The sequence below is a fragment of the Hominenteromicrobium mulieris genome (genome assembly GCF_046197855.1).
Classification (GTDB): Bacteria; Bacillota; Clostridia; order Oscillospirales; family Acutalibacteraceae; genus Hominenteromicrobium; species Hominenteromicrobium mulieris.
Window position 1 is genome coordinate 2153945 of sequence record NZ_CP173188.1, and the last position, 13363, is coordinate 2167307.

Consider the following 13363-nt stretch of genomic DNA (forward strand, 5'->3'; position numbering starts at 1 on the left):
GAAGGATTTGATGCTTGCAGTCTCCCGGCTCTGCGGCGCTGCTTTTTTCGTTTTCTTTGCCAAATGAGCCCCTCCTTTACTCACCGACAATGACCCAGCGGTCACCGTCGAAGTCCTCAAACTTTTCCGTCGTCACGTTCTGCTCAAAGTAAACACCCAGCATCTTTTTGAGATCCTGCTCGCTGGCTCGGCGGGTCGTGAAGCCGTTATCGTTGATATTCTGCTCGATGCGGGAAAGGTAGGAGAACACATCGGACTCCTGTTCACCACGCAGCCGGATGATAATATAAAACTCACGGCTGGACGCCATGAGCACCTGAATACGGTCCAGGTGCTTGCTGTCTTGCTCCAGCAACCTGCGGACTGCGGGCAGTTCCTCCTGGCTCAGCCGCTCCCGGTAAAAGTCCTTATTGCGCTCGAAGGATTCTTTGGAATTGAGCGCCAGCATCTCGATTTCCGCCTGTCCTTTTACGACATTCAGCAGCGCATAGATGCGGGCACTGATGCTGGAATCCGGCAGGACGGAGATGTTAGTGGGCTTGATGATGAAGAACACGAGATTGCCCATACGGGTGGCAATGCAGTAGTCCTTGATCTCCTCAATGCCCATGAGTTGCCGTGTGGAGCGGGCGGCTTTGTCCTTTTTCTGCTTTTTACTCACGACTCCAACCTCCAATCATAGAATTGCTGCTTTGTAATCAGGAACGCGGCGGCATATTTGAGGAAATCCAATATGCTGGTTCCGTCGAACCGGATGCTGAGGAAAGCGTAAACAGCCGTCAGCACCAGTGGCAGGGCGATGCCTGTCTGGGTCAGCGCCAGAACAGAGATAAGAAGCCCCACGCCAATAATGCCGATGTCCCGCAGCTCCCAAAGCCACAGCATGGCTTTTGCGGTCAAATTATCAGGGTAAATATAAATTGCTCTCACCTCCGGAGAATAGAGATGGCCGCAGGTTTCCCTGCGGCCATCCAGTGGGTTGATTATTCTTCTGCGTTGTCCAGCGCCTGCTGGAGCAGTTGCGTGATGAAGTCCTTCTGCTTCAGGTGATTCTTTTCCAGATACTCTTTCAGTCGGTCGAAGAGTTCTGCGGAGATCTTCACCGCAAGGGTCCGCTCTGTCTGCATATCGTTTCCTCCTTCAAAGTGTTCCGTGAAGATGCGCTCCACATATTCCGCCAGTGTACCCAGCTTCATTTCTTCTTTCTCTGCCATGATCCTTGCGTGAAGCTCTGCCGGAATCATGGCACAGAGGTTCTTTTTGCCCTCCATCGGTCTGCTCCTTTCCTCGATTTTGCAAGCAAAGCATACCGGAAGAAGTCATGGAAAGCTATTCACCAAACTCAACGAAGAAGCTATGTGAAACGGAAGCAAAACCACCAAGGCAGCTATACCGCCCGAAGGGCTGCGGCGATCCGCCCCATAATGAACTCCACACAGGGTATCGCCACACTGTTGCCCAGCGCTTTATATCGGGCGCTGTCCGAAGCATCAGGGATGTCCGTCCAGCCATCCGGAAAGCCCTGCAGACGCTCACACTCCAACGGAGTCAGGCGTCGAATGAGATAGGCATAGGCTTCTGCCTTTTGGCAAACGAGATCGGTGGCGTCCTTGTGCTGGCGGGCGCTCTGCGTGCTGACCACACCATTCTCACGGAAATCATCCACACGCTGGCGACTGTAGACCGCATGATGATCGGTGGCCGTCAGTGTATATGCAATGTCCCGCTGATACCCGATCCCATTGCCGCCGTTCTGCGGCTGTCGGTCAATGGCATTTCCCGTGATGCAGAAGGTTTCTTCCTGCTCTACGAGCGGCACGTTGTTTCCGCCTGTTCCGTATCTTGCGGACATGGTGGGCGCCACCTGATGAGGGCCGGTGTAGCGGGCATCAATGCCATGGTTTTCGTAGACAAGCGGCTGGTGTCCATGCTCCTGCGCCCGCAGAGTACCGGACACATTCTCAGAGCACTCCATCACGCTTCCGCCCTGATCATTCAGGCACAGGACGGATGGCATGCAGTTTCCACTGGCAGAGCCTTTCAGCGTAGGAGCCAGTTCCTCACCATACCCAATGCTCCCAGCAGAGGCACCGGCTCCCGCCGAGAATGCGGCAGCTACAAAGGTTTGCTGTTTCATTCCCGGTTGCGCATTCAAAGCACCCGCAACATCATGTAAGTCACGAACCTCGTCCCTTTGGTTGGCAGCAAAGGCCATGACACCGTTTCTGCCGGTGGACATCCCGCAGTTCGTGCCGAGCGTGGCGGCAACATCGCCGGTCAGGTCACCATTGTAACCGTCAAAGCCCTCGACGGTGTCATCCGGCTGCGTCACGAAGGTCTGCATCTGCATATTGGTGGTTGCCATCAAGGCACCGGACACACCGTGCAGGTCGATACCCTCGTCCCGCTGATTGATATGAAAGGCATTCAAATCCGTAGGTTGCCCGTCCGGGCACATCAACCCGGCTTGGATCTTCAAAGCCCGTCCCAGCTTCGGCGGCAGTGCTTTCCCGCGTTCAGAAGCTCGGCGTAGGATCCCCAAACATGCTTTCGGGGATAAATAATATTTTATCGGCGGTGCGTCCTGCAAAATCTGCGACAAGGAAGATTCTCTTGCGTCGTTGGGCGACACCCCAGTATTGAGCATCCAGGCACCGCCAAGCCAGGGAGAAATCAGTTCCCAGTAGGATTCGCCCAGCAGATTGCCATGGCCAGGGGTAAGGTCCAGGGACATAAACGGAACCGCACTTAACTCGGACGATCTCTTCGAGGACGATACGGAAGTCCTCGCCTTTGGGAGTTCCGCTGGAGAAGGCTCCTGGAACATTTTCCCACAGCATATACCGAGGTCGGACAGCGTGACCTGTTCGGCCTCTTTGTTCGTCTGCATTTCTCATCTCCTTTACCAGTCGAACCTGCTCCATAAACAAACCAGAGCGGGCGCCGGATAATCCGGCTCTCGCTCCAGCCACGGATAAATCCTGGCACGGGCTGCCGCCGCAGATGATATCTACGGGCGGAAGTTCTGCGCCGTTGAGCTTTGTGATGTCACCCACATGGATCATGCTTGGGAAGCGCTGCTTCGTGACCTCAATGGGAAAGGCTTCAATCTCCGAAGCCCACACCGGCGTAATGCCGCTGCGAATGGCAGCCAGAGGAAAACCACCGATGCCGTCAAACAGGCTTCCCATAGTGAGCCCGCTCATTTTGACACCGCCTGCACGATCGTGCGCGTGGTGTTTACAGCGGCCTGCGCCGTATATACCGCGCTCATAATGTTGGCTCTTGTTGTCGTATCCAAGCCAAACGCTCCGGCAATGCGGGGGATCTCGCCAGCCGAAAGCATCAAACCAAGACCCAACAGTGCGTGGTCCTTAAACACCATGAGCCCAGCGATGAGGATCGTCGCCTGCAAAAATGCGGTCAGACACAGGCCGATGATCTGTTTGCACCACTGGATGAAGCCGTCCGTATAGCCACGGGGCACAGAAAACAAATACAGACTTCCCACGGCAATCTGAATCAGCAGGATACCGCCGCGTTTGAGGTTCGCAAAGAAGACCTTGATGATCGCATACGCCATAAGGATGATGCAGAACAGGATCATGATCCCGCTGGTGATACTGCCAAAGCCGAGAAACGGGCCGGATGCCAAATCGGTCAGCGATTCCACGGCGCTGAACTCCTGCATGATATCACTTGCCACATCTCCGATGGATGCACCGTAGCCGGTGATCCCTGCGGTGAGTTGCCCCTGCAGCGTTACCGAAAGCTCATAGAGCCGGACCGGGACGACAGTAAACAGGCTCACGGCCATAAAGCCCTTGATGGCATTGAGTGCGGTTTCGCGGATGTTGCCCCGCCCGCTGGAATACTCGATGCCGCATTCAAAGCAGGACACGACCAGCCCGGTTCCGTACAACGCCCAAGCGAGATAGGAGAAGAACAGTACGATGCTCTGCACCCAGGACATTTCGAAGAGTTCGACACCCATGTTTCCCATCTCTGCGAAGAAGTTGCCGAGAAAGCCCACGACCTGACCGTAGAACCAATCCACGATCTGGCCGAGGATCTTATCGGCAACAAAATCCCAAATAAACATTGATCGGTTTCACCTCCTCTGGGTGAGGCCGCACCAACTGCTTGGGATATGGCAAAGGCCGTACAGTTGGCACGGCCTTCAAATCATGCTCGGTTTACATTGTCTGCGCCCACTGCTGATCGGCAGACTGGCTCATGTCTTGGAACACCTCCAGATAGTCCGATACTGCGTTGGAGAGCTTCTCGTAGTCCTGCCGGGTGGGGTGATACACATACCAGTCTACTTTTCCATAGTCATCCCAAATGTGCGGGTCAACACCATTGTGGAAGTTGGGGTTGGAAGTTACCTTCGTCCCCAGCAGATCCGAAAAGCGAAGGCGCAGGGTATCCACCTGTCCTTCGCTGCGGTTCAGGATCGTCAACTGCAAGGCGTTGTACTGATTGGCAACGCTTCCAGTGACAAATTGGATCTTTGCCCGATTCATATCGCTCAGACGCACATAGCAGACTCTGCCCACATAGGTGGCATCGGGATATTGCTCTCCGATAATTTTCCGGAGTTCCTGTTCGTAAAAAGTCATTGCCTACACCTCAGATTCCGATAATCTGCCAGATGTACAGCGGTGCCGTCAGCGTGAACACGAGGCACGCGAACAGGATGGCGGGAGCCGTCCACTCGAACTGGCCACTCTTTCGGTAGTCAAAATAAGCTGTGCCGAGTTTGGCGAAGAAAAACACCGCAAGGATCAGGTCAATGGCGGGAAACACCACGTTGTTGACGACGGTCTTGATCTGCGTGGATGCCGTGGCCCAGGTGCTTTCCACCGCTCCGGCCACATCGCCGGTGCCGGCAGCAAAGGCCGTGGTTCCCATCATGCAGACCAACAGCAGGGACAGGGTCAGCATCACACAAAGTCGCTTGCATTTCATTTTGCTCATAGATACCTCCAATTATTGTTGTTATTTTGCGGGTGCGATATGCCATTCTTCCCACAGGTCACCGGTGATGCGCACGGAATCCGTCAGGTTCATACTGAGCATTCCCGTGGGTGTCCAGCAGTCCAAAAGCCAGGTATACGGCGTGTAGCTGCCGTCCGGGTACCAGATAGGTGTGAAGTGGGTCGGGCGGTCATAGGTGCTGTAGTGGTTATTTTTGAAAGCGAAGGCGGTGCTCTTGCCGCTGATGCTGCGGTTCAGCAGTCTCCAGAAGCCTTCGTACCCGAATTCAGGGAAATAGGTCACAGCATTCTGCGCTGCCGTGACGGCCGCGCTCTGCGTGGTCGTTACTCTGGCCGTTACTTTCTCCTGAATTCCGTACCCGCTTTTCATGGTAGCTGCAGTCGCTGTGGGTGACAGGCTGTCCGGCGTGATGCGCATGGATGCAGTCAGGCTTGCGGAGTAGCCGTTGTAGTCAAACTCCCACCAGCCATGATCCTCCCACCAGCCGTTATCTACCCAGTGATACCAGCGGTCACGGTGAACCACATTGTTATCATCCACCCAGCGATCCGTGTGCCAGCACTTCTCCCAGTTCTCTACCCATTCCCAATTTTCCTGCCACCAGGGTGACCAAATGCCCCAGGATGCCGAGGTCACTTGATCTTTCTCTGGAATGGTGGACTGACGGAAAGCATCATTGCGGTCATCCGCCACCGGGTTGGGCGGATCGTTGCCGTCCAAGTCCACAACGTTGCAGGTGATTGTGCTCTGCGCTGTGCCGCCGCCAGACACGCTGACGGCAATCGTAATGACGCAGGGCTCTGACGGCGTGTGCCACTTCACCCATACCAATTGACTGTCGCCGTCCGGATAGTAGACATTGCTGACGGTGTAAGTTCTGCCTTGAATCACAAAGCGAACAGTCACAGGATTATCCGGGTCGGACTGCCCGCCGCTCACCTCCACCGAGGAGATCACATCGGTCTCGACTCGGTATTCATAGTCGAAGTCGTTTACATCGGGCGGCTCCAGCTCACCGTTGAAGCGGACGACACCGATGCCGAGGGACGCGATGATCTGATCGTTGCTGACCTTGCTGTTGGTGCTGCCAGACCATGCGGGATAGCCCAGATCTGCTTCTTCAAGGAAGATGGCCAGCGGCAGATTCTTATGGGTCAGCGATCCCATCTTGCTTCGGAGATCTCCGTTTACCTTTTGGTCATAGAGCGCCGCTTCCGTGGCCGTCATGGCATAGTAGGCTCCACCGTAGACGAAGTAGGCGATAGGCTCGACAACGATTTTGTAATCGCCGGCAATAAGCGTATCAAAGTCTATTCCCACATATCCGGCAATCGCCCGAATGACTTGCTCGTCTGTAAAGTAGCTTCGAATCGCCGCAATGCTGGCGGGATAGTCGCCGGTCGAAATGATGCGAGGCAGACTCTGCGCCGGACGGACGCAGACATAGCCGCCCACGACAGGTGACAACGCCCGCCCACTGTTATAAGAGAGCTTGGATACCTTTCCGAAGTGGATCATGTTGGTGCTCGGATTCTGATTGCTCCAGTCAACGGTATTTCCCACGACAGCGTGGCTGTCCACATTCACCACGGAAATGCGGACACCGTCCATACCCGGATTCCAGTAGTTGGTGGATGTGCCGCTGCCCATGCCGCCGCCACCGCCGTCGAAGTTACCGTCACCGGTGGCATAAGCTGGAACAGCCGCACCCAGCATGAGCACAAGGGAAAGCAAAAGTGCGAGAAGTCGCTTCATGGATACCTCCTTTCGAAGTCTCTGGAAAAAGAAAAGGCGCAGCCATTTCTGACTGCGCCATGCTGATTGGGAGTACTGTTAGTTCCCGCCGCCCATTTCACCGATTTTATTTCCGTTTTCGTAGATGTCCTGTCCATCGATGACCGTGTTATCACCGCTGCTGTCTACATAGCCAAAGCCCGGCACATATACCTGACCGGAGGAGTTCGTGCTTCCTGCGGCGGGCTGGGATTCCGCAGGCTTGGAGGTGGGCTGTTCCGGATATGTGGGATGCGGTTCATCCTCCGTCTTGCGTTCCGAGGTCGGTACATCCTCCGCTTTGTGATCATCCGGAAGTGTCGCCGTGCCGCTGGGCGATTCCGGCTTTTCTGGAGCGTCCGGCTTAACGGGGTTCGCCTGGATGGTCTGCTCCGTGCCATTGGAGTTTGCACCCTGGCCGGGGTCACTCTGCTCCGGCGTCAGCGAGGGGACATTCACATCTCCCTGGCTATTGTTGATGTTCACATTGGGATCGTTGCTGTCCGGCTGACTGCCGGATACCGTTCCGGAGGGCGTCACCGTATTTCCACCGAAGCGTCCGGCGATCCCGATGACGGCCACACCGCATAGCAGGCAGCAGGCGGTGATGAGGATGATCCGTTTCGTCTTGTCGTTCATTGATTTTCCTCCTTTTTCTGATTTTTCTCTTGATTGGACAATACCACACCTTTCGGCGTAAGTCTATTGGGAAAGCGAAACTTTTTCAGAATACCGGCACATATTTGGCTTCCGTGTGCAGCATCATTTCAGCTGCGGGCAAAAGGTTCCCAAGGAATCGCACCGGTACCTCCAAGCGGATCTCCACTGCGGCGGTATAGCCCTTGCTTTGGCCGGAACTGAGGGCGTTGTTGCTCAACTCCACGCTCAGGCCAGAGATGGTATATTCCACATTTCCGTTTGAGATCTTCTGATATCCGCTGCCGGTGTTCTCCAGTCCAAGCGTTGATGCCAGCTGACCGTACACATCGCCGGTATCCACGCTCTCATCCCATCGGCCTGTGCCGTCCGGATACCAGCCTGCGGCATAGCCCTCCCGCACAGCGTGGTACACATCATCATAGTTGTCGTTGATGGTGGAGATGACCGCCTGTTGGGCAGCCTCCTTGACACCCTGGGCAATGATCCACACCCGGCTGAACTCCGCGACCGTGCAAAAAAGCATCAGCAGGACCAGCACGATGGCAAGGATCATGGGGGTGCCCTCACCGGGGTGGCGGCGAAAGAAGGGGTGCTTTCTCATTTCCAATACACCTCCGACTTTCCGGTGGCCTCCGACCGCAGCGTGATGGGAAATGAGCCGAAGCCGCCGAACAGGCCGATGTCCATGTCCAATGTCAGCGTTACGGTGACTTCCTCGTTGAGCTGGATGCGACCCGTTTTCGACCAGCGGATATTGGGATCCAGTCCGGTGCTGTCCGTCAGCGCCGCGGCACGGCGGCTGGTTTCCGTTCCGACTCTGCCAGAGATCTCCGCTTCCCGTACCAGCTCCACCGCATAGGTGTCAAGCTGCTGCTTGGCGACGAATACCGGCAGGATTCGCACCGCCAGTGCCAGCACCAGCATAGCGCAGACTACCAGCACGCATACATCGATATATCCCTCGCCGGAGTGCCGTTTTCGTAATTTCTTCATAGGCATTCCTCCTTAAAACAGCGAACCCAGCGAGTTGATGATCTGGTAGACGATAATGACGATGTACGTCAGCATGAAGCACATGAGCATGAGGAAGCTGAACACCCGGATCTTTGGCGGGATCTTCGCCGCCTTGGCTTTCAGGCGCTGCAGCTCCAATGCTTTCAAATCGTGGGAGAGCATTTGGAAGTACATCCGTCCGTCATCGCCCCGCAGGATACCGACGAGACCGCGGACGATATCCGAGATGATGGCCGAGCCCATACGGGCTTCAAAGCGAATCAGTGCCGCCTCATAAGAGGAGGAGCGCATATCCGCCGTCAGCACATCCAGTTCACGGGCAAAGTCGGGACCGGCATGCTTCTTGTAGTTCTCCAGAATACGCAGGACATCCCGGCTGGCGGCCAGTTCCTGATGGATGGTCGCCACAAAGCGAGGCAGTTCACCCTCCACCAGTTCCATTCTGGCCTTGCACAGTTCATCCGCCCGACGGCTCTCCTTGAAGTAAGTGAGCAGCGCCAGTACTACCACCAATGGTGTCAGGATGGGCAAGATCAGGAGGCACGGGATGATCCCCAGCAGGATGAGACAGGGCTTCAGAACGGTGTAAGCCGTAAAGACCTCGGGGGTCATATCCAGTCCTGCGGCAGTCAGCTTCGTTTCCAGCCGTCTGCGTTTGTAGGCATCCAAGCGGATCAGCGGAGCCAGCTTCAGCGACCATCCCAAGACGAGCGTCTCCATAGATTTCACAAGACTGCGCTCCTTGCGTCCTGCGGAGATGAGGGCACGCTCTGTTGCCAGCCTGGGGATCTTCAGCATGTCCGCCAGAACGAAATACAGTCCAGCAGCCAAGGCGGCGCCGAACAGAAATAGCAGCAGTTTCACACTCTCACCTCCGATACTCAATGGGCTGCGTCAGCTTCACGACGAATGCGAAGGACACGAACACAGCGGCAAGGCAGACAGCGATGACCATTTGACCGGGGATGGTGGCTACCAGCGTATGATACCAGTCCTTATTGATGAAGCGCACCAGCGGAATGTTGATCAGCACAAGGATTGCCATGGTGATGAACTCCTTGCGGGGACCAAACACCAGATTTTCCAGTTCCGCATTGACCACCCGCATATCTGACAGCTTGCTGACGATGGGCGTCAGAATGCTTGTCAGGCTTTGGTCTGTCTGACAAGCCATTACGGCATCGCACCATTCCCGCCAGTCCTCATTGTCGATGGCGGCTTTCAGGTCAACAAGCGCCGCGTCCATATCCGGGTCGATGTGCTTGATGCGCATCAGAAAGCGCTGGAACACCTCCTGCACCGGAGGGTGCAGGTAACGGACATTCTCCTCCACGGCCTGCTGAAAGTTCTTGGTACGCAGGTAGGCCGTAGTAATGACGGACAGCGCAGTTTCCAGTTCTGCTGCCACATCCTTTTTGAAGCTGCCTGCCGTGAGCTTGACATACCAAAACGGGGTCAGCATCAAACCAACAGCCAGCACCGGCACAAGGAAAGCGTTTCCTGCGGCAATGGCGATGCAGGCTCCCAAAGCAAAGCAGAGCAGAGATGTAAAGCACACCATGGGGAACCTATCTGCTCGTCCGGAGGCTGCCAAGACCGCCTGCGCCTCGGTGATCTCACGCCGGAGGAACCCCGCCTTTTTTCGCCTGGTCGTCTCGTTGATATCGGCACGGATACTGCCGGGAGCTGCGGTCAAACGGGCAAAGAGGCTGTCGCTCAGTTCCCGCGGCGAGACATGCAGTACCATAAAAAGCCCTGCGATCATGCCGATGCAGGCGATCAGCTGGATCATAGTCATTCATCTTCCTCCTTTCCTTGAACGAATTGTGCCAACTCTCCAAGCGGCATCCCGTTTTCAATAAAGCGGCGCCGCAGGCTTTCAGATATCTCCTCACATTTCCGGTGCTCGCCCTCAATGATGAAGTGGTCGTCCTCAAGATGGTTGTCCGTGATGTGATACTCATAGAGCTTGTGGAGCCTGCGACTTCCATCCGGCAGGATCTCGCATTCGGAGATGTTGGTGATGCGCCGCTGCTTGTTCTCCAGCTGGCGGCAGTAGACCACAATGGGGTATGCCTCGGTGACATATCCCATGAGGGTATCGTCCGGGGTGTCCACGGCGCGTTTGCAGAGGGACACCATGCGGCGGTAGGTACCCTCGCTGGAATTGGAGTGGATGGTGGTCAGCACCGCAATGCCCACACGAGCCGCTTCCTGCGCCGCGTTGGCCTCTGGGCCGCGCATCTCGCCCACGCAGATGATGTCCGGATTGAAGCGCAGGGCAATATCCAGCAATGCGATCTGATCAATGCGTTGGCGCTCATTCTCGCTGTCGCGGGTCTGTGTGTGGACGACAGAGTTCGTCACCCGCCCGTCACGCTCCCGGATGAGCTGGAGTTCTCGAGAGCCATCTTCAATGGTAAAGATACGCTTGCGGTCCGGGATGGTGGAGAGGAGCCAGCCCGCCACGGTGGTCTTGCCGGAGGAAGTTGCTCCCGCCACGCAGATAGACACGCCATAGCGCAGGCATGCGGACAGAAAGTCCAGCATTTCCTCTGTGGCTGTGCCACTCTGCACGAAGTCCGCCTTGCTGAGATTCCTGGGATTCACGATACGGATGGATGCGGCAACACCGGCATCCTCATCCAGCACCGGCGTTTTGATGACCGAGATACGAATATTCTTTGCCAATCGGGAGGTAATGATGGGGCTGGCATTGTCCAGTACCTTGCCAGAGTTCTGCAGCATACGGCGGATGACATTGGCGGCGTGTTCCGGCGAATCGAAATGCTCCTCCAGCTTGGCGGTATGACCGTCCGAATACTGGATCTCAATGTCCCGCCAGGAGTTGATATCGATCTCCTCAATGCCGTCCGCGAAGATGTACTTGGTTAAAAATCCGTACTCTGCCATTTCCGTGTACAGAGCGTCCACCAGTTCAGAGGCCGTCATGCCATCCACAGCAATGCGGTTCTCCTGCAGATACCGTGCCATGCGGCGCTTCATCTGCTCTTTGGCATCCGAGTTATCCTCTGTGATGAGGGTAGCGTAGGTTTCCGAGAGATAGCCCTGCACCTGACTGAGTGCCTCCGCAAAGGTGACACCTTTCTCCTGCGGTGCAAAGAAGAGTTCGCTTGCACGTGGTGCTGTTGCAGTTTCCGCGAAAAGCGACCTTCCGGTGCGCTCCTCGAAGGAGATGTCATGCACCTCTGCCTGTTCCGGATTTCTCTCCGGTTCTGCGGGGGCGGCCGGGACGAACAGGGAGTTGCTTCGTCTTTCACCAAGCAATCAGAACACCTCCTCACAGATCCGGTCGATCTCCTTGCGGAATGCGCGGCTGTCCTTCATGGAGAGGTCTGCCAGCAGCTCACCGGCCAAATACTGCTCCTCCAGCTCCTGCGAATACGGCAGCCGGAAGACTACGCTGCCCAGCACCTGACCGATGCGGTCTGCCGCTTGAAAGGGCTTGATGTTGGATGCTACCCGGTACTGCTTGTCTTTGTCCCATTTCAGTTCTCCCAGAAGCGGAAGCTGGCTGGAGAGATATCCGACCGATTTCAGGTCACAGCTGGCAAGCTGCAGAACGCTGTCCGCCTCCATCAGCGCCACAGCGGAGAGAATGTCGTTTGCGATGTAGCTGGAGCAATCAATGACCACATAGGGTACGATCTCACGGAGTCCGCGGATGAGTTCCTCCGCCTGCTGCTTGGTGCAGGGCGCATAGGTGTACTCGTTTTCTTTCTTACGAAGGCCAAGCATCGTCAGGTGAGGCAGACGTTTGAGGGTAGTCAGATTGTGTTTGATGAGATTTACGGAGATGTGCTGAGCGGCAAAGATACTGCCGAGGGATTTATCGACCTCCAATTCCGAGGGAGGGCAAATGCAGGGCATCATAGGCGCGGTCATATCACAGAGGAGCAGCACCGTATTTTTCTTCTGGGCTGCCAAATGCTTTGCGATTTTGACTGCTGTTACCGTCTTGCCGCAGCCGGGACTGCCCCAAACGGCGAGGATGCCGCCTCCGGACTCCTCCATCGGCTCCAGCTCCTCCGGCTCCGTATTGCGGCGAAAGAGGCTGCCTTTCAGGAAATTCATTCGGTGGCCTCACTTTCCGCGGAAGGCTCCGCGCCCTCGCTTTCCTTAGATTCCGTACCCTCTGCGGTTTCGCCACTGTTCTCCGGCTCCGGTTCTGCGTACAGCTCCTCAATCAGGGCATCCTGCGCCGCAATGAACTTAGCGGCGTTTTCGGGCGTTCCGCGATACACAAGCGCCAGATGCAGCTCACTATCTTGTTCCAGCTCCGCCAGTACCTTAGCCTGCTCAGTGGTCACCAGCAGTGTCACGGTGGAGGGCAGTTCCTTTTCATCCACCACTTCACCGGTGTTGGCATCGTATCCGGAGGAGGCGGTTACCGAGATGACCTCCACATACTGCAGCTCCGGAGGAATGGCTGTTTCGCCCTTGCCCTGATAGTCCGCCACGATGACCGTGACGATATCGCCGCTTTCCAGCTTACCGGAAAGGCCGGTGGCAAAGCTCTTGATGGTAACGGAGATGGCCTGCTTTGTGCCGTCCAGATTATAGAGATAGGCATTCTCTGCCGCAGGTACAGCTGAGAGCTTGCTGGAGAGAATGTAATCTCCGGCAACCAGGTCAGCGGTCGCATATTTCCCGACGACCTCTTTCTTGTCTGTCATAAGATTCTGCGGCAGATTGTAGGCGCCGACCTCTACCGTCTGGACCATCTCGGCGGTGATCTCGTCGCCTTCCTTGATATCCTTCGTCACACGGACGATCTCCGTTTTCTCACTGGCGCTGCGGCTGAACAGCGGCGTAACACCGAAGCAAATGATCAGCGCCAGCAGGATACACAGCACACCGATGACGGTGCGATTGCGAAAAATCTTCAAATCGT

16 protein-coding genes and 1 pseudogene are annotated in these 13363 nt (G+C 56.0%); all 17 read right to left on the minus strand.

Going from position 1 to position 13363, the window contains the following annotated elements:
* Positions 1–76 precede the first annotated feature (76 nt).
* Entirely contained in the window at positions 77–610 is a 534-nt protein-coding gene (locus ACI0CA_RS10530) for a hypothetical protein (RefSeq protein ID WP_446806959.1), read from the minus strand.
* 47 nt (positions 611–657) lie between these two features.
* Positions 658–921, minus strand: coding sequence for a hypothetical protein (locus ACI0CA_RS10535; RefSeq protein WP_321044566.1), 264 nt, complete (start codon positions 919–921; stop codon positions 658–660).
* Positions 922–983: 62 nt separating this feature from the next.
* The gene (locus ACI0CA_RS10540) at positions 984–1271 is read right to left on the minus strand and encodes a 4-oxalocrotonate tautomerase (RefSeq protein WP_446806840.1); all 288 of its coding nucleotides are present in this window, start codon (positions 1269–1271) and stop codon (positions 984–986) included.
* Positions 1272–1387: 116 nt separating this feature from the next.
* Complete coding sequence (locus ACI0CA_RS10545; RefSeq protein ID WP_446806839.1) at positions 1388–2890, minus strand: DNA cytosine methyltransferase; 1503 nt, start codon at positions 2888–2890, stop codon at positions 1388–1390.
* Positions 2826–3206 (minus strand): annotated as a pseudogene (locus ACI0CA_RS10550) (DNA cytosine methyltransferase); the annotation flags it as partial. The pseudogene ACI0CA_RS10550 and the gene ACI0CA_RS10545, both read right to left, overlap by 65 nt.
* The gene (locus tag ACI0CA_RS10555) at positions 3203–4102 is read right to left on the minus strand and encodes a conjugal transfer protein TrbL family protein (protein WP_446806838.1); all 900 of its coding nucleotides are present in this window, start codon (positions 4100–4102) and stop codon (positions 3203–3205) included. The gene ACI0CA_RS10555 and the pseudogene ACI0CA_RS10550, both read right to left, overlap by 4 nt.
* Before the next feature lie 94 nt (positions 4103–4196).
* Positions 4197–4469, minus strand: a complete 273-nt coding sequence (locus tag ACI0CA_RS10560) for a hypothetical protein (RefSeq protein ID WP_446807001.1) — start codon at positions 4467–4469, stop codon at positions 4197–4199.
* 163 nt (positions 4470–4632) lie between these two features.
* Positions 4633–4971, minus strand: a complete 339-nt coding sequence (locus ACI0CA_RS10565; RefSeq protein WP_412392230.1) for a DUF3852 domain-containing protein — start codon at positions 4969–4971, stop codon at positions 4633–4635.
* A gap of 30 nt (positions 4972–5001) precedes the next feature.
* Positions 5002–6756, minus strand: coding sequence for a hypothetical protein (locus ACI0CA_RS10570; protein ID WP_446806836.1), 1755 nt, complete (start codon positions 6754–6756; stop codon positions 5002–5004).
* Positions 6757–6834: 78 nt separating this feature from the next.
* On the minus strand, positions 6835–7413 hold the full coding sequence (locus ACI0CA_RS10575; protein WP_418245688.1) for a DUF6550 family protein: 579 nt from the start codon (positions 7411–7413) through the stop codon (positions 6835–6837).
* A gap of 85 nt (positions 7414–7498) precedes the next feature.
* Entirely contained in the window at positions 7499–8035 is a 537-nt protein-coding gene (locus tag ACI0CA_RS10580; protein ID WP_446806835.1) for a hypothetical protein, read from the minus strand.
* Positions 8032–8427, minus strand: a complete 396-nt coding sequence (locus tag ACI0CA_RS10585) for a DUF4320 family protein (RefSeq protein ID WP_418245690.1) — start codon at positions 8425–8427, stop codon at positions 8032–8034. The genes ACI0CA_RS10580 and ACI0CA_RS10585 overlap by 4 nt, the downstream gene beginning before the upstream one ends.
* Positions 8428–8439: 12 nt before the next feature.
* On the minus strand, positions 8440–9312 hold the full coding sequence (locus tag ACI0CA_RS10590) for a secretion protein F (protein ID WP_446806834.1): 873 nt from the start codon (positions 9310–9312) through the stop codon (positions 8440–8442).
* A 4-nt stretch (positions 9313–9316) separates the two neighbouring features.
* Positions 9317–10246, minus strand: coding sequence for a type II secretion system F family protein (locus ACI0CA_RS10595; protein ID WP_446806833.1), 930 nt, complete (start codon positions 10244–10246; stop codon positions 9317–9319).
* Entirely contained in the window at positions 10243–11736 is a 1494-nt protein-coding gene (locus ACI0CA_RS10600; protein ID WP_446806832.1) for an ATPase, T2SS/T4P/T4SS family, read from the minus strand. The genes ACI0CA_RS10595 and ACI0CA_RS10600 overlap by 4 nt, the downstream gene beginning before the upstream one ends.
* A complete protein-coding gene (locus ACI0CA_RS10605) occupies positions 11737–12543 on the minus strand; it encodes an AAA family ATPase (protein ID WP_278905194.1) in 807 nt (268 codons plus the stop codon). It lies immediately after the preceding gene.
* The gene (gene cpaB / locus ACI0CA_RS10610) at positions 12540–13358 is read right to left on the minus strand and encodes a Flp pilus assembly protein CpaB (protein ID WP_446806831.1); all 819 of its coding nucleotides are present in this window, start codon (positions 13356–13358) and stop codon (positions 12540–12542) included. The genes ACI0CA_RS10605 and cpaB overlap by 4 nt, the downstream gene beginning before the upstream one ends.
* Positions 13359–13363: the final 5 nt, after the last annotated feature.

Bases quoted from the DNA above. Each gene is read 5' to 3' on its own strand.
- ACI0CA_RS10530 (WP_446806959.1), bottom strand. From the start codon at position 610: ATGGGCATTGAGGAGATCAAGGACTACTGCATTGCCACCCGTATGGGC.
- ACI0CA_RS10540 (WP_446806840.1), bottom strand. From the start codon at position 1,271: ATGGAGGGCAAAAAGAACCTCTGTGCCATGATTCCGGCAGAGCTTCAC.
- ACI0CA_RS10545 (WP_446806839.1), bottom strand. From the start codon at position 2,890: ATGCAGACGAACAAAGAGGCCGAACAGGTCACGCTGTCCGACCTCGGT.
- ACI0CA_RS10555 (WP_446806838.1), bottom strand. From the start codon at position 4,102: ATGTTTATTTGGGATTTTGTTGCCGATAAGATCCTCGGCCAGATCGTG.
- ACI0CA_RS10565 (WP_412392230.1), bottom strand. From the start codon at position 4,971: ATGAAATGCAAGCGACTTTGTGTGATGCTGACCCTGTCCCTGCTGTTG.
- ACI0CA_RS10570 (WP_446806836.1), bottom strand. From the start codon at position 6,756: ATGAAGCGACTTCTCGCACTTTTGCTTTCCCTTGTGCTCATGCTGGGT.
- ACI0CA_RS10575 (WP_418245688.1), bottom strand. From the start codon at position 7,413: ATGAACGACAAGACGAAACGGATCATCCTCATCACCGCCTGCTGCCTG.
- ACI0CA_RS10580 (WP_446806835.1), bottom strand. From the start codon at position 8,035: ATGAGAAAGCACCCCTTCTTTCGCCGCCACCCCGGTGAGGGCACCCCC.
- ACI0CA_RS10585 (WP_418245690.1), bottom strand. From the start codon at position 8,427: ATGAAGAAATTACGAAAACGGCACTCCGGCGAGGGATATATCGATGTA.
- ACI0CA_RS10595 (WP_446806833.1), bottom strand. From the start codon at position 10,246: ATGACTATGATCCAGCTGATCGCCTGCATCGGCATGATCGCAGGGCTT.
- ACI0CA_RS10605 (WP_278905194.1), bottom strand. From the start codon at position 12,543: ATGAATTTCCTGAAAGGCAGCCTCTTTCGCCGCAATACGGAGCCGGAG.